18 protein-coding genes are annotated in these 14,860 nt (G+C 65.2%); 12 read left to right on the plus strand and 6 right to left on the minus strand.

Features of this window, described 5'->3' with window-relative positions; genetic code table 11:
- Positions 1-110: 110 nt before the first annotated feature.
- On the plus strand, positions 111-707 hold the full coding sequence (locus AC1DDO_RS04800; protein ID WP_476868779.1) for a competence protein CoiA family protein: 597 nt from the start codon (positions 111-113) through the stop codon (positions 705-707).
- Here the strand turns inward: AC1DDO_RS04800 and AC1DDO_RS04805 are convergent.
- Complete coding sequence (locus AC1DDO_RS04805; RefSeq protein WP_476868780.1) at positions 682-1,131, minus strand: hypothetical protein; 450 nt, start codon at positions 1,129-1,131, stop codon at positions 682-684. The genes AC1DDO_RS04800 and AC1DDO_RS04805 overlap by 26 nt on opposite strands.
- A gap of 281 nt (positions 1,132-1,412) precedes the next feature.
- On the opposite strand from AC1DDO_RS04805, the gene AC1DDO_RS04810 reads away from it, so the two are divergent.
- The gene (locus AC1DDO_RS04810; protein ID WP_476971549.1) at positions 1,413-1,805 is read left to right on the plus strand and encodes a hypothetical protein; all 393 of its coding nucleotides are present in this window, start codon (positions 1,413-1,415) and stop codon (positions 1,803-1,805) included.
- 98 nt (positions 1,806-1,903) lie between these two features.
- On the opposite strand, the gene AC1DDO_RS04815 is transcribed toward AC1DDO_RS04810, so the two are convergent.
- Positions 1,904-2,206, minus strand: a complete 303-nt coding sequence (locus AC1DDO_RS04815; RefSeq protein ID WP_476868782.1) for a DUF4193 domain-containing protein — start codon at positions 2,204-2,206, stop codon at positions 1,904-1,906.
- A gap of 653 nt (positions 2,207-2,859) precedes the next feature.
- Between AC1DDO_RS04815 and AC1DDO_RS04820 the strand changes: the two genes are divergently transcribed.
- Positions 2,860-3,285, plus strand: coding sequence for a hypothetical protein (locus AC1DDO_RS04820; protein ID WP_476868783.1), 426 nt, complete (start codon positions 2,860-2,862; stop codon positions 3,283-3,285).
- An 82-nt stretch (positions 3,286-3,367) separates the two neighbouring features.
- On the opposite strand, the gene AC1DDO_RS04825 is transcribed toward AC1DDO_RS04820, so the two are convergent.
- A complete protein-coding gene (locus AC1DDO_RS04825) occupies positions 3,368-4,255 on the minus strand; it encodes an ABC transporter permease (protein ID WP_476971550.1) in 888 nt (295 codons plus the stop codon).
- Positions 4,252-5,181, minus strand: a complete 930-nt coding sequence (locus tag AC1DDO_RS04830; RefSeq protein ID WP_476971551.1) for an ABC transporter ATP-binding protein — start codon at positions 5,179-5,181, stop codon at positions 4,252-4,254. The genes AC1DDO_RS04825 and AC1DDO_RS04830 overlap by 4 nt, the downstream gene beginning before the upstream one ends.
- 251 nt (positions 5,182-5,432) lie before the next feature.
- On the opposite strand from AC1DDO_RS04830, the gene AC1DDO_RS04835 reads away from it, so the two are divergent.
- On the plus strand, positions 5,433-6,065 hold the full coding sequence (locus tag AC1DDO_RS04835) for a GNAT family N-acetyltransferase (protein ID WP_476971552.1): 633 nt from the start codon (positions 5,433-5,435) through the stop codon (positions 6,063-6,065).
- Positions 6,066-6,287: 222 nt separating this feature from the next.
- Here AC1DDO_RS04835 and AC1DDO_RS04840 read toward each other — a convergent pair whose 3' ends face one another.
- Positions 6,288-6,518 carry a hypothetical protein gene (locus AC1DDO_RS04840; RefSeq protein ID WP_476971553.1) on the minus strand — a complete coding sequence of 77 codons (231 nt, stop codon included), beginning with the start codon at positions 6,516-6,518 and terminating at the stop codon, positions 6,288-6,290.
- On the opposite strand from AC1DDO_RS04840, the gene AC1DDO_RS04845 reads away from it, so the two are divergent.
- Positions 6,508-6,963 carry a hypothetical protein gene (locus AC1DDO_RS04845; RefSeq protein WP_476971554.1) on the plus strand — a complete coding sequence of 152 codons (456 nt, stop codon included), beginning with the start codon at positions 6,508-6,510 and terminating at the stop codon, positions 6,961-6,963. The two genes, AC1DDO_RS04840 and AC1DDO_RS04845, sit on opposite strands and share 11 nt — an antisense overlap.
- A gap of 67 nt (positions 6,964-7,030) precedes the next feature.
- Positions 7,031-8,221, plus strand: a complete 1,191-nt coding sequence (locus AC1DDO_RS04850) for a CAP domain-containing protein (RefSeq protein WP_476971555.1) — start codon at positions 7,031-7,033, stop codon at positions 8,219-8,221.
- Positions 8,222-8,593: 372 nt separating this feature from the next.
- On the opposite strand, the gene AC1DDO_RS04855 is transcribed toward AC1DDO_RS04850, so the two are convergent.
- Complete coding sequence (locus AC1DDO_RS04855) at positions 8,594-8,728, minus strand: hypothetical protein (protein WP_476971556.1); 135 nt, start codon at positions 8,726-8,728, stop codon at positions 8,594-8,596.
- Positions 8,729-8,994: 266 nt separating this feature from the next.
- On the opposite strand from AC1DDO_RS04855, the gene AC1DDO_RS04860 reads away from it, so the two are divergent.
- From AC1DDO_RS04860 to AC1DDO_RS04885, 6 genes are all read left to right on the plus strand, one after another.
- Complete coding sequence (locus AC1DDO_RS04860; protein WP_476971557.1) at positions 8,995-9,759, plus strand: SDR family oxidoreductase; 765 nt, start codon at positions 8,995-8,997, stop codon at positions 9,757-9,759.
- Positions 9,760-10,280: 521 nt separating this feature from the next.
- Positions 10,281-11,501: a DJ-1/PfpI family protein gene (locus AC1DDO_RS04865; RefSeq protein WP_476869846.1), complete on the plus strand. Its 1,221-nt coding sequence runs from the start codon at positions 10,281-10,283 to the stop codon at positions 11,499-11,501.
- Between the two features lie 36 nt (positions 11,502-11,537).
- Positions 11,538-12,014 carry a hypothetical protein gene (locus tag AC1DDO_RS04870; protein WP_476869847.1) on the plus strand — a complete coding sequence of 159 codons (477 nt, stop codon included), beginning with the start codon at positions 11,538-11,540 and terminating at the stop codon, positions 12,012-12,014.
- The gene (locus tag AC1DDO_RS04875; RefSeq protein ID WP_476869848.1) at positions 12,005-12,391 is read left to right on the plus strand and encodes a hypothetical protein; all 387 of its coding nucleotides are present in this window, start codon (positions 12,005-12,007) and stop codon (positions 12,389-12,391) included. Before AC1DDO_RS04870 ends, AC1DDO_RS04875 begins: the two co-directional genes overlap by 10 nt.
- A gap of 179 nt (positions 12,392-12,570) precedes the next feature.
- Complete coding sequence (locus tag AC1DDO_RS04880) at positions 12,571-13,758, plus strand: sensor histidine kinase (RefSeq protein WP_476869851.1); 1,188 nt, start codon at positions 12,571-12,573, stop codon at positions 13,756-13,758.
- Complete coding sequence (locus AC1DDO_RS04885) at positions 13,746-14,444, plus strand: response regulator (protein ID WP_476869849.1); 699 nt, start codon at positions 13,746-13,748, stop codon at positions 14,442-14,444. The genes AC1DDO_RS04880 and AC1DDO_RS04885 overlap by 13 nt, the downstream gene beginning before the upstream one ends.
- The last annotated feature ends 416 nt before the right edge of the window (positions 14,445-14,860 follow it).

The raw sequence follows: 14,860 nt of genomic DNA on the forward strand, positions 1-14,860 counted from the left end.
GGACAATGCCGCTGGTGGCCATGCTTGATGGGGAACGGGTCGATGCCACGAAGCACACGCGTGAGTCCTGGCTGACGCTGGAGTCCGCGGATGAGCGCAAATAACTGGTCATGCCCTTGTGCGGTGTCCGGGCCGAAGCCAAGGCCCGCGGTGACACCAGGTTCTTCGCGCACCTGTCCACCGCCGGCTGTGATGTCGAGCATGGCGGTGAGACGCCGCAGCACTTGGCCATGCAGGAGGCCCTGGCCGTGGGCATCGACCGGCTGCCGGGGTGGCGCGCCATCATCGAGCACCCGCATCCTTCCCGTGAGTGGATCGTCGACGTCCTCGCCGAGTCCGATGACGGGGCACGGAAGGTGGCGTTCGAAGTCCAGCTGTCCTCCCAGACGCCGGACCTGTACGCGGCCCGAAGCCAGCGGTACTTCGAGGGCGGCATCTTCCCCGTGAGGCTCGTGCCCCGGCCGCTGGAGTGGAGCGCCACCACCGTGCCGGCGGCCGTGACAGGTTTCCGCAAAACCTCGGACATCCCGGACGTCGTCGAACAGCTGCTCCGGATCGACGTCAGTCAGGACTTCGTCGCGCAGGCCAAGAGCATGGACGCGTTCATCTGCTGCCACTCCTGCACGGCCCGAACTGGCCGCAAGGATCTCCGGCCCTGCAGGTGGCCGCCCGGAAAGCCGACTAGGAACGTCGCATCGCCCAGCTGAAAGCCGACGAGGCCAGACGCGCCGCGTTCGAGCTCGCCGTCCAGCAGACGCACGAATACAGCGCCCCGGCGTCCTCCGCCTTCGGCCCGAACCGGGTGCCGCCCGCATCCGACATCTTCATCTGGGCGACACTGAACGCGTGCTGGAAATGCGAAAAGCCCATGCTCGTGTGGACCGCTGGCAGCCCCGGGCCGGGCAAACGGTGAACCCGGGTCCCGAACATCCAGGTCAGGGACGAGGTCGGCCCGAAGCGCTTCGAGAACCGGCCGGAGATCCACCGCGTCGTCGACCGGTGGATCAGAGAAACGAAGGCCGACGTGCCCAATGCCGTCATCAAGCTTCGTCGCACCAAGGCCTCCGGCAAGGAATACGGTGCGTTCTGCTGCCCTGCCGCGACGCGGTTGTCGGCCAGGTCTTTCTGCACCGGCTTCGCCCCGAAAAGTGGTCGCTCATCAGCGGACCGCAGATCGCTGCCGCTGCGGCCCGGCCAGCCCAGAGCATCCCCGGGCAACGCAAACCGGCCCGGCAGCGGGTCACCCCCCTCCTCCGCCCCGGACGGTGCCGGTCCTCGACGAGTCACCGCGGATGCTGGCACCGCAGCAAACCTGGGCGGAACTTCACTCCTCGGACGGCATTGCCGACGCGCGCCCAAAGATTCCTGGTCACCCGACCATGAACAACCCAGTCCTCAGTTAGCAATCGACCATGACCCTATCTACGGGCAGCCGGACCCCTGCCGCCCCGGCCGGCTCCGACATCGAGCACTTCGGGGAGCTGGTGCGGCCCGGGAAGTACGGGCACCGGCCGACCCGTGAGATGTACGCGTTGGTCAAAGGCAACGTATCCGACTCCGTCGAAGGTGTCCGGAGCGCCCTTGGGGTGCTCAAGGCCGCCGGACTCGAGCAACGACTGCGCCAGGTGATAGCCGTCCACGGGGTCCAGGGCGACCTGCCGGGCATGATTGGTGAGCAGGTGCGGCAGCAGCGATTCGGAGACGGTGGATTTTCCGGCACCGGGCGCGCCGGCTATTCCGAGCAGGCACCGTCCGCGCCGCTGGAGCAGCGCTTCAGCCCGGGCGAGGAGCTGCTGCTGGCCTGATTCGTCCCAGCGCAGGTATGGAGGGGTGTTCATCGCTTCCTTCTTTCGGCTCTTGCCTGGACCAGGACCAATGGCCGGGCATCTGGAGCAGGAGCGTTCTAACCCTCGCACTCGATGCAGTACGAGTGGCCGTCCTTTTCACGGGCGAGCTGGGACCGGTGCCGGACCAGGAAGCAGGAGTAGCAGGTGAACTCGTCCTCGGCCTGGGGAATCACCTGAACAATGAGTTCCTCGGAGACAAACTCCCCACCGGGGGCCATGGCCTCATCCAGAGCATCGGATTCGTCCAGCGCACGGACGACACTTTGGGCGTCCGGAGCGTTCGCGGACTGCAGCGCCTCCAGGGACCGGTCCTGTGATTCCTTGACGTCAGAACGTACTTCGTCGTAATCGGTTGCCACTTGGGTCTTCTCTTTTCGGGCGTTTTTAGCTGACGGCACGGAAACGTACACCATAGCCCCGCTATTCCCGTGTCGCGGAACCGGCACGCCCCGTCGGGGAGCCGATGGCCTGCGCGTCGCCGCGGTCTTCATCCTTGCGGTTCCTTGACCCAGCCCAGCGCCGCGGTGAGCCGGCCGACTTCGGGTCTCCTTGTGGACATCGCGAAGGGCGTCGCAGGTGTGGGAGGCCCACAGCGGAAAGGTCCCAATGAGCCACAGCATCCCGTATAAGCGGTGTGGACAATGTACACGCCACCTTTAGACGGACGACCTTGGACACGCGAAAGTGATCCGCATTGAGTGGTGAGCCTATGATCTGGCCTCCGTGGGGAACTGCCGTCACCAAGGTCCTGCTGGACTAATTGTCCAACCGACCGGGGGCGCCGCAGCATCGGCGTCACTGATTCTTTTGGGGATCAGCCGTTCCCGTCATCCCTACAATCGCACTTGTGATCGAACCATAGCCCCGAGGCCGTGCAGTTGCCGCTTGGCTCTCCAGCCTTCGGTCTGGAACTCGACGTCGAACGCATGTGGCCCGAAAGGCCGGCCACGGTAGGCTGCGCATAGCCGAACAGCCGACCTCCCGGCCCAGAGGACCCACAGAAGGACAGGCAATGCCCACAGCTAAGCAATGGTTCTGGATTGGAACCGGCGTGGCTGCCCTGTTCGTGGGCGCGGTCAGCCAGGCGGTGTCAGCGAACATCCGCCCCGCCGGGTCTGTTGAGCCTGCGACTGTCCTCGTGGAGTTCCTGGCGCCCGGCAATGCGGTGCGCGCCACGGTGAACTGGACGACACCCGAGGGCTCACAGACGTACCGCGGTGAACTGCCGCTCATGAACACCAAAGGCAGCCAGGGCATCGCCTACCGGCTGCCGGCCGGGTCGGCCGTGTCTATGAGCGTCACCAATGCAGGAAGCACGGCAGTACCAATCTGGGCTTCGCTGGAATCGTCGCCTGCCGTATCGAGGTGGATGCGTACCCGGTGGTCAGCAAGGACGAACACAGGTACAACTCCTCGTGACCTGCTCGACTCTCGCTAAGCCGCCGCTCGGTTAGGCGACCCGCAGTATATGCAGGCTGCCGTGACTGTTGCCGGGCACCCGTATGAGGTTGCTGTTTTGTTCAGGCGTCCCGGCGCTTCACGCTCACGAGCGCCCCAGCCAGGGCCGCCGCCGCCCAGGCTAGGACAACGAGGCCTCCCTGGGCCTGGGTCAGATGGTCCTGCGCGGTGCGGATTGCCACCATGTCGGTGCCGGCGGACGTGGGCAGGTAGAGCCCAAGGTCCCTGAACGAGCCGTTCACGCTGGAAAGTATCGCCACGATGATCGGAAGGACGATGAGCACTCCGAGCGTGGCCACGATGCCGCCGGCGCTGTTGCGCAGCAGTGTCCCGATACCCAGGCCGAGGACGGCGACCAGGGCGAGGTAGGCCCCGGTGCTGAAGATGGCCCGGATAACCCCGTCAGCGATGAGTGGATAGCTGAGCCCGTGGGGCTCCAGGAGCGGCTGGGCGATGGCGTAGGAGGTGAGGGCCGCGGCGACTCCAACGATGAAGGAGGTGCCGGCGACCACGAGCGTCTTGGCCAGGACAGCGGTGATCCGGCGGGGCACCGCGGTGAGGGTTGTGATGATCATGCGGGTGCCGTATTCGGAGCCGATCTGCATGACGGCCAGGGAGGCGATCAGGAACTGGCCGATGACAATGCCGTTGGATGCCACGCCGCGGGCCATCACGCCGAACTCCTCCACCGTGCCCAGTTGGGCTTCGCTGCCCGCTGGGTCCGCGCCGTAGGCGATGTAGCCAGAGGCCATGTCGACCACGGACAGGGTGCTGAGCAGGCTGATTCCGACCATGCCCAGAAACGCGATGGTGAGGATGATGAAGCTGGAGCGCAGGGACGTCAGCTTGATCCATTCGGCGTGCACGGCCCGAAGGAAGGTGAGCCCTATCCCGTTGTCCTGGCGGACGGCGGCCGCAGCGCGACGGCTGGTGGGTACGGCGGTGGTCATCGGGTCACCTCTCCTGCCCCGGCCAGTGCGCCGGAGCGGTATTCAACATCATCTCGGGTCAATTCCATGTACGCCTCTTCGAGCGAGGCCCGGACCGGCGTCAGCTCGTGGATCAGAGCGTCATGCTCCCGGGCAATCCAGGCGATCCGGCGTGGCTCGGCGCCCGCGACTTCCAGCAGCCCCGATTCCAGTTCGCGGAAGGTGATCCCGGCGGAGGCCAGGCCAGCCTGCAGCTGATGCGCCTGGTCGCTGCGGACCAGTGTCCGGTCCTGCCCTTGGGCGAGGATCTCCGCGACAGGAGCATCGGCGATAATCCGGCCACGGCCGATAACGATCAGATGGTCGGCAGTCTGTGCCATCTCACTCATCAGGTGCGAGGACAGGAACACGGCCCGGCCCTCGGAGGCGAGATGGCGGGAAAGGGTGCGCACCCACTGGACGCCTTCGGGGTCGAGCCCGTTCACTGGCTCGTCGAAGATCACGGTTCTAGGGTCGCCCAGCAGAGCAGCGGCGATACCGAGCCGTTGGCCCATGCCGAGGGAGAAGCCCTTGACGCGCTTCCGGGCGGTATCGGTGATTCCAGTCATCGCCATGACCTCATCGACCCGGCTGCGCCGGATGCCGTGCGTGGCGGCCAGGACGGACAGGTGCTTGACGGCGCTGCGGGCCGGGTGGAGAGCCTTGGCGTCCAGGAGTGCGCCGACCTCTTTCAACGGTGCCGCGTGCTCCGCGTACGGGCGGCCGTTGACGAGGACCCCGCCTGAGGTTGGTCGGTCCAACCCCAAGATCAGGCGCATGGTCGTGGATTTGCCGGCGCCGTTAGGGCCCAGGAAGCCGGTGACCTGCCCAGGCTGGACAGTAAACGTCACGCCGTCCACGGCGGTCCGCTTCCCGTATGTCTTCGTTAGACCGTATGCCTCAATCATGGTCCAGCTTTCTTCTCGGCGAATGTCTGTCCGTCAATGCATGAGGATCAGCCCACAAACTCACCGCCCCCACCGCCATTATTCATGAGTAGGTGCAGGTCAGGCAGGAATTCATGCGCCGTTTACCTGAAAATCTTCAGCGGGGACGACGATTTGGTCTTCGACCGCACACAACCGGTCGGAACGGCCAGCCGGCCGGCTCTCAGCAGCGATCCCGCACGACCGAGAGGCCGAGAGGCCGACAGGCCGACATGACACTGCGACTCCCCCACACCCTGCCAACACTCCCCACGGCCACCGGCCGATTCATCCTCAGCCCGTTCACGGACGCCCATGTCGAACCGCTGGCGGCCATCCTGGCCAACGACGCCATCTGGGCCCAGGGGTTCGGCGACAGCGACCACTGGCCCGGGAACCACGATGAGCTGGTCGCCTTGGTCCGCCGTCGGCACGAGGGCCTGCGGATCTTGGCCATCGACTACACCGGCCTTCCCCGCGGCCCGCTGTTCGTCGACACGACAGGCGGCACCGAATCCCACGCCCGCACCGAACGGGTCAAGATCGGCCGGACCGTCATCAGCCCGGCATTCTTGGGTATGCACGCCAACCACGAGGTCAAGACCGCGTTGCTGGGCTGGTTGTTCTCCCGGGGTGCCGGACGCATCGAGTGCGACGTGGACCCCCGCAACCACTGCTCCCTTACCTCCCTGAACCGGTTCGGTTTCACGGTGGAGGGCACCGGTCGGCGGTCCTCCCGGCGTGTCGACGGCACCTGGCGGGACATTGTCATCCTGTCCCTGCTGACCGAGGAATGGCCGGCAGTCCGTGAACGGTCCCTGCAAGCCCTGGCCGGGCTCGGACACGGCGGGCTGCTCGCTGCCTGACCGGTGAGAGAGCTTCCCGGCTCCGCACACATGAGGTTTTAGAGCGTTCGCTTACGTCACCGTCCGGCCTTCACACTGGACCGGGACTCACGGATCGAAGATTGCACCGGGCTTCTAAATCCTGCCTGTTATGGGGCTTTCTGCGCACGCTGTGGAGCTAAGACCTCGCCCACGAAACGAGAACACCGGGTCGGCCTATGCCGGTCCGGTTTCTCTATGCCTTCATTCAGCGGCAGCCTGCCCTGCCGTGTGCTCCCGGACGAGGCGCACCGCACCACCGGCCAAAAGGTCTTCGAGATCGAAACAGAACGGGTCCTGCGGATCAGGGTGAAGCTGGATGGCAGCGTCGGGGTCGCCCAGGAAGCCGTGGACAGGCTCCCACGTCACGGCCGGGAACACCAGGATCATGCCGCGCATTGGCGTCGTCACGTACTGCTGCCGCGTGAGTCTCACGGATGCTGCCGAAGTCGAAGGCCGCCCACTGCCTGGTTTCTCGCCCGTCGGTGACGACCCGTTCGGTCTGCCACAGCTTGCCGTCGGCGGCGACCGCAATCCCATAGGCGCCTCCGACGGGCCAGCCGGTTCCGACCTGGTCCTCGGCCTTCCGGAAGCCGGCCCACAACGTGGATGGGTAGCTTTCGGCGACCAGCGGAAGCGTGGGGACCTCATGGGCTGCGAGGAAAGCGACGGAGTCCTGGATAGCGGTCACGAGTCGGTCGAGGGCCATATGGGACGCAGCGATGGAGAGGTCAATGGCCTGCTGGCGCATTGCGTCCTCGTTCCGCGCGGCGGCGAGCCGCTCGTTCAGGTTGTCCCTAGATACCATGCCGCCCCCGTCGTATTGAGCGCCAGCGTACCAGTGGGCAGTCAGCCTGCGGATGTGCAGTTCACGGTCTGACCTGCGGGAACGTAGGATCCATCCTGGACGCAGAAATCTCCGCGCCGGCAACTTCTTTGGGGGACAATTGAAAATCAGCATAACGCTGGGGGCAACACTGCTCACGGCTGCACTCGTGGCCGGCCCGATCTGCGGAGCGTCCGCGGCGCCCGCGCCGGTCGCCGCCAAGTCCGCGTCCGCGGAATCCCTGGATCTCTTCCCGGCAAGTAAGCGCCAGATGATCATCGATACCTTCGACGCGATCAACAGGTTTCGGGCAACCAAACACCTGAAGGCCCTGAAGTTCAACGTCAAAATCGCCACCATCTCGCAAAAGTGGAGCAACAGGATGGCAGCGACAGGACGCTTTGACCACAACAGCGACTACACGACCGGTGCGCCGGCCGGATACTTCTCGGCATCCGAAAACATCGCCCTCGGCTATTACCGCGGCCAGGACCTCGTCAACGGATGGATCAGTTCGCCCGGACACAACGCGAACATGTCACAGCCAGACGCCACCTTCATGGGCATCGGCATCAGCGCCAAGGGCACCTACGCAACCGCGAACCACTTCGGCTACCCGGCCGGCGCCGTCCCGGCTGGGTCGTACAACAGCCCGCGCGACTACTTCGACGGCCGATCCGCACTCCCGACCAGCCCCGGCATCGCGGCCCCCGACCCAACGGTCGACTGGGAAAAGTTGACCTACACGATCCCGGCCAAGACCGGGGTCATCTACCTCGTTGATGGGGCGGTGAGGGCCGCCGGCACTTACCCGTTCCGCAGCATCATGGTTGCCATCGGCGTCAAAACAGCGGCCGGCCGTACCCTGAAGACGTGGTCCTATGACCTCTCGTCCCTGGCCGTGACCCCCGCCGCCCCCAAATTCAACCAGGCCAAGGGCACCTACACGATCCCGGCAACGGGCAATGTCACATACCTCGTCAACGGCGCCGTGAAGCCGCCCGGCACCTACTCCCGGAGCACCAGGATCACCATCACGGCCAAGGCGGCCCCCGGCAGCATCCTGACCGGCACCTCGAGCTGGAGCCTCGACTTCCGCAAGGCCGTGACCGCGGCAAAGCCGGCCATGAACAGCACCACCAACCGGTACAGCATCCCGGCGAAGGCGGGAGTCGGCTACTTCGTCGACGGGAAGCCGGTCCCGGCCGGGACCTACAAGGCCGCCAACGGCAAGACGGTGAACTTCACCGCGAAGGCCGCCTCGTCCGCGTACCGGTTCACCGGCACGGCCGCCTGGTCATTCCGGTTCTGACACGCGACTGCAACGCCAACGGGAACCGTCAGCACCCGCTCCGCACACATGAGGTCTATGAGCAAACAACCAGTAGTGTCCCCTGAAGACTTCGAGATCATGACCGGGAGGACCCCGCCGACTGGCCCGAGCGATTCCTGCCGAGCTCCTTCGCCAAGGTCGCAACCCACGGTGAGGCCCTCTGGACGAAAATCACCGAGGACGACGGCGAGACCATCCAGGCCACGATGGCCAACAGCCCGTTCGGTGGCTTCGTGGCCTTCGGTGACCCGGTCGCGTACAAGCGAGAAAAACGTCCGCCATATCCTCCCGCCCACGCACGACTAAGCCTCCAAGTGGAAACAATGAGGGCCCGCACGAATTGGGCGGTTTCTACGGTCCTTCGCCGTCGCCCGTTGGTTCGGGGGCGGCGGACAGGAAATTGGATGCTGGCCTTTCCGAGTCGAGCGAAAAGTACACGGGCCCTTCGTTTCGAAGGATGTCCACGTAGTAGTGCAGCTCGCTCATGGGGACAGCAATGGTGCCGGAAGTCGATGCGGCGTTGCAGGTCGGCATCGCGGGCATGCCGCCGGCGCGAATGCCGTGACCGGCGCCTATGTGAGTGCGGGATCGTCGCACGGACTTCGCGGCAGCCAACCTACTGGGGCGAGCGCTCCCGGCGCCGGTGCCCGATGACGCGGCGGACCGAGGGGACCCGGCTGATTCACGTTCAGCGGCGCCAACACGACGATCCGGGATCAAGCAGCCAGCAACAACTAAGGAAAGGAACGAACATGACTGAAGAAATGTCCACGGTGCTCGTCGTCGGCGCCAGCGGCAGCATTGGACAGCTCGCCGTCACTCAGGCACTCGAGGCGGGCTTTGAGACCAGAGCCCTGGTACGTGCCGAATCCCGGACGGACCGGATTCCCGACGGCGCCGAGATCGTCGTTGGCGACCTCACGGACGCCGAAACCCTCCGGGGCGTCATCCAGGGTGTCACCGGCATCGTCTTCGCCCACGGCAGCCCCGGCGGCGCGAAGGAAGCCGAAGCGGTGGACTACGGCGCCGTGCGCAACGTCCTGAGCGTCCTGGCAGCTCCGGCACGCATCGCCCTGATGACCGCGATCGGGGTCACGAAGCACACGCCCGGTCACGACTGGAAGCGCCGCGGTGAACGGCTCGTCCGGGCCAGCGGTCTGCCGTACACGATCGTCCGTCCCGGCTGGTTCGACTACAACGATGCCCGCCAACACCGGCTCATTATGCTGCAAGGCGACACGCGGTGGGCAAGCGATCCCTCTGATGGTGTGGTCTCCCGCGCCCAAATCGCCCAAGTCCTCGTCACGTCGCTCACTTCGGATGCTGCCGACCACAAGACGCTGGAGCTCGTCGCAGAGACCGGGCCAGCGCAGACCGACCTGAACCCGCTGTTCGGCAACTTGCAAACGGACCGGGCGGCTGCGCTCGATGCCGTCCTTGACCGCGACAACATGCCACTCGACCACGAACCGGCCGGAGTCGTCGCCGAACTCGAAGCCGTCCGCGGACGCTTCTGAGCCGACGATTCGCTGTGCTACCGCTGCCGTGGATCGGCGAAGTGCACTCGCTCGAAGGCGACCATCGCGGCGAGGACCGCGGTCACGGAGGCGAAGGCTGCCGGCGCCGAGACTACATTCTTACCAGCGCTCGCGCGGTAAGCGTCCGGGAATCGTGTTTTGGGCCTATCCAGTCCTCTTACCAGGGCTGCGGTTGGCAGCCGTAGGGGCGCCGGTTGGTGGCGACCCTGTAGTACCCAGGTACCGGTTGCACGTCTTGGGGAGTGTCCCCTGGGCCGACGTACGGGAAGCGGGCAATCCGTAGCGTGAAGAGCAACGCAGGGTGCACACACGGTGACAGCCCGCAAATTCACACGGAATCGAGACCGCTCATGGCTTCCCGCTCAAGACGTCTTTTTCACGCCGCTCTCCCGGCGGGATTGTCGCTGCTCGTTGTGGCTGCGCTGGCTTTCGCCGGCGCAGAGGTGGCTGATGCCGAAAGCCATATCGCGCCGCCAGCGCAGGACCCGCATAACCTCCCGGTGAACAGGCCCTCTTCCTCCGGCAAAATCGCTGTCGCCGTCGTTCTGGGTTCGTCCGGCACCGTAGGGAGTGACGTTCTGGCTCCCTACGAGGTGTTTGCCAGCTCCCCGAATTTCTCCGTCTACACAATCGCAGCGCAGTCCTCCCCTGCCCCCGTTGACGGGGGTCCGGCCATAGTGCCCACCTACACGTTCGACGACGTTCGATCGGGCAAGGCCCGCCAGCCGGACGTCGTCGTTGTCCCGGCCGTCGGCACCCCGGAGGGGCCGGAGGAAACCGCCATGCGGGACTGGATCGTGGACCAATCAGGTCGCGGGGCCCGCGTCCTGGGCGTCTGTAACGGATCGAACGTCCTGGCCGGAGCCGGCCTCTTGACCGGCCGCACGGCCACAAGCCACTGGTCACGTCTGATTTCCCTGAAGAAGAGCCATCCCGAGGTCCAATGGACGGGAGGTCTGCGCTACGTTCAGGACGGCATGATCACCACCACAGCCGGCGTTACCTCCGGCATCCCGGGCGCGTTGAAAGTCATGGAAGACCTGGCCGGCGCCGGCGAAGCCGAACGAGTCGGCCGGCTTATGAACTACCCGGATTGGTCCATTGCCGCGTCAGCATCGATACCCGTCCAGTCCTTCGCCGTCTCGGACGTTCCCGTCGGACTCAACGCCCTCGTCCCGTGGTTCCGGCCGACCATCGGCGTCGGGCTGGTCAACGGGGTTGGCGAGATAGACGTCGCCAGCGCCTTCGAGGTTTACAACATGTCCTTCGCAGCCCGCGCCGTGGCTGTCGCCGACACGGAGACGGTCACCACCAAGCACGGGATGGTCCTCCTGACCGCCCCGGAAACGCAGGCGCCTCCGGTGGACAGGGTCATCGCCCCCGGCGCGGCTCGGGGCCAGGACATTGACCCGCAGTTGAGGGACTGGGCCGCATCGCGCAACGTGCCCATCGAGGCCCTTGCCGGCGCTGGCGGCGTGCTCGGCTTCGACGGGGCCCTGGAGTATTTTGCGCGGCATACCGACCGTGCCACCGCCCTGTCGGCAGCCAAAATGATCGACTATCCCACGGCGCATCTGAACCTTCCGGACAGTGGAACCTATCTCCGCGTTCCGGTCCTGATCGTGCTCGGCCTGCTGCTCGCAATTCTCGCCGGTGCCCTGCCGGCGATCCATGGAATCGTCGTCCGGCGTCGGGCAGAGGGGCAGATGAATGACTCGTGACATCTCTCGGATTTCCGCCCGCACCCACCCGATTCCATGGATCGGACCGACCATGCCGTCCCGAAGTTCCGGCCGACATACTTCTACTTTGCCAAGCACTTCGCTGTGATGGTCGCGCTGATGTACGCGGGAATGTTCGTGCTGGACCCCGTCTACGACCTGGGAGCGACCGTTGCCGGAGTCGACGACCCGTGGAGCCGGCTGCCCGTACTCTCGAACATCATCATGGCGCTCAACATGAGCGTTCCGATGGTCCTGTACATGCGCCATCAGCGTCACAGCTGGCGGGCGATCGGAGAGATGTCGGCAGCCATGCTTCTTCCCGCAGCCCTCACCATGGGCCCCTACCTTCTGGGGACTATGACTGCCGGGACAATGATGTCTCTCAGCCACGGAACAGTGCTCCCGCTGATGGCGGTCGCCATGCTTCTGCGCTTTCGCGAATATGCTCAGCATAAGCGGGAGCATAGATTGCCCGGCACCGGACAAGAGAGTGGTTTGCAATGCCGCTAAATCAGCTTTCCGCAACACTCGCCTGCGCGCTTCTGACCGGCCTGACGATCTTCCAGAGCGCGCTTATTGCCGGGGCCCCGTTCGGGAGGATGGCCTGGGGCGGAAAACACCGTGTCCTGCCGAGCAACCTCAGGATCGGGAGCGCCGTTTCCATCGGCGTGTACGCTTTTTTCGCCTACGCCGCACTGGCCAAAGCCGCCGTTGTCCCGCTCTTGGTCAACGAATCTTTTACCTCCATCACCATCTGGGTGATGACTGCATACTTCGCGCTCGGCGTCGTGATGAACGGGATCTCCCGCAGCAGGCCCGAACGCCTCGTCATGACTCCTGTCGCGGCTGCCCTCGCCTTTCTTTACCTGGTCCTGGCACTCCACTGATCTTCGACACGGGCCGCAGGACGGGCCACGCCTGCCTCAGCCCGAGCGATACCCGGCATCTACCCATATGAACACCGAAGGACTCTTATGAACCCCACAAAGGTAGCGGCCGGAGCATGACCAAGACGGGAGACGCTCAGCGCCTGGCGGCGTTGCCGGAAGCGGTCCTGACGGCACCGATGTCGCCGGAAAAACCGCATCGGCGACGGGGGTGGCGCCCCGGTCCGCGTATCACAGACCTGATGGTCGCTGCCTTGTACGCAGCGCCGGCCCTGGCGGCAACCGCTAGCGTTCACGAGACCAAAGGCCCGGAGTCCGTTCTCTTGTTGCTCGCGGTGGTGGCTTCCGGCGCTGCGTTGCTCTTCCGCCGGCGCGCTCCGATGTTGTCGTTGGCTGCAACGGCCGGCATCATGTTCATCACGTTCTCGGTTCCGGAGAGCTTCGCAGCGGTGGCGACAGCCATGGCGCTGTACGCCGTCGCCGTCTACAGGTCGGCCCGGCATGCCGTCTTTGCCCTGCTGGGAACCAGCAGCATCCTGCTTCTCGCCGCGGTCCTCCTCCCCGGGTCGATGGTCGACCCGGGCCAGGCCGGCCAGGCAATTGCCGTGCTCGTGATCGCGGCACTGATCGGCTTGAACGTCCGCTCGCGCCGAGACTACGTAGCCGCCCTCGTGGACCGTGCCGACCGGCTGACGCGAGAACGGGAGCACCTGGCCAGCATCGCCGCCGCGGCCGAGCGCAACGCGATCGCCCGGGAGATGCACGACATCGTCTCGCACGGGTTGGCAGTGATGATTTCCCTGGCCCACGGTTCTGCAGAGATCGCCCCCACTGATCCTGCCCGCGCCGTAGACGCCATGCGCCAGGTCGCCGAGACCGGCCGGACAGCGGTGGCAGACATGCGCCGGATGCTCGGAGTTCTCAACGCACGTAAAAACGTTGACTCACCCGGAGTAGTAGCGCCCGCGCCACAGGTGGAGGACATCCAGGCGCTGGTGGCGCTCTTCCGTTCCACCGGCCTTCCGGTGGTCCTGCAATCTGCCGGTGCTCCACCGGCCGACCCAGGGATCCAGCTGGCGATATACCGGGTCATCCAGGAAGGGCTCACCAACGCGCTGAAGTACGCAAGAGCAGCAACAACGGTCACGATTGTTCTGCAGTTCAGCCCGCAAGCGATCATTGCGTCGGTAACCGACGACGGCCAACACCAAGAACTTTCTACAGACCATCCCGGGCGGGGCATCGTGGGCATGCGTGAGCGCGTCGCACTGTATGGCGGCACGATACAGGCGGGTCCTCTGGCCAGCGGTGGATGGTCCGTGAACGCCCAGTTCCCGCCGCGGGAGGTATCCCCGTGGAACCGGTAACCATCCCGTCCGAGCGCCCGATCCGGGTGCTGCTCGTTGATGACCAAACGCTTGTCCGAACGGGATTCCGGATGGTACTCGATGCCCACCCCGCGGTCGACGTCGTTGGCGAAGCCGCTGACGGCAGGACCGGACTCGACATGTGTCGTACCCTGGCGCCGGACGTGGTGCTGATGGATGTGCGGATGCCGGGCATGGACGGCATCGCCGCGACCGAGCTAATCGCCGAGAACTGCCCGCAGTCGCGGGTCATTGTCCTCACCACCTTCGATCTCGACGAGTACGCCTTCGCGGCGCTCCGGGCCGGTGCCAGCGGTTTCCTGCTCAAAGACGTCGGACCACCCGAGCTGCTCGCGTCCATCAAAGCCGTCGCCGGAGGAGACGCCGCCATCTCCTCCAGGGTCAGCCGCCGGATGCTGGAACTCTTCAGCCAAAGGCTTCCCTCCGGTCCCTTCTCCGGGGGTGACGAAGCCCTCGCGGCCCTGACACCCAGGGAACGGGAAATCCTCTCGGCCATCGCCGGCGGACTTACCAACACCGAGATCGGTGAACGACTGGTCGTGGCCGAATCAACAGTGAAAACCCATGTGGGCCGCATCCTGATGAAGCTCGGGCTGCGCGACCGTGTGCACGCCGTCATCTTCGCTTACGAACACGGCGTGACCGGCCACCGCCGGCCGGGCTGAGTATCCAATGACCTCAAGACACCGTCCCGCAGAACGTTTCCCGGCGGACAAATCAGCACCGACCTGCGACTACTCATCTCACGCCGCACAGACTTGGTCTGCGACCGAACCCGCGCAATCAACAGACTCTGCTCCAATCCCCTTGCCTAGCGGCTCAGCATGCACTCGGAGACGCAGGCTGTAACTTAACGCGCGAATGTACACCTGCGCGGGTTGGCTGCTCCCCGAGGGCTGCAGGGCTGTCCACACCCGGTATCTCTTCACCCATTCCCACTACCTGAACAGGAGAGCACAATGAAATCCATGAACACATCAAGGACCTATGTGCTGGTGCATGGTTCATTCGTCGGGGCCTGGTGCTGGTCGCGAGTCGTCCCTCTGCTGGAAGCTGCCGGGCATGAGGTTTACGCGCCGAC

The organism is Arthrobacter sp. 10N43 (assembly GCF_056394525.1).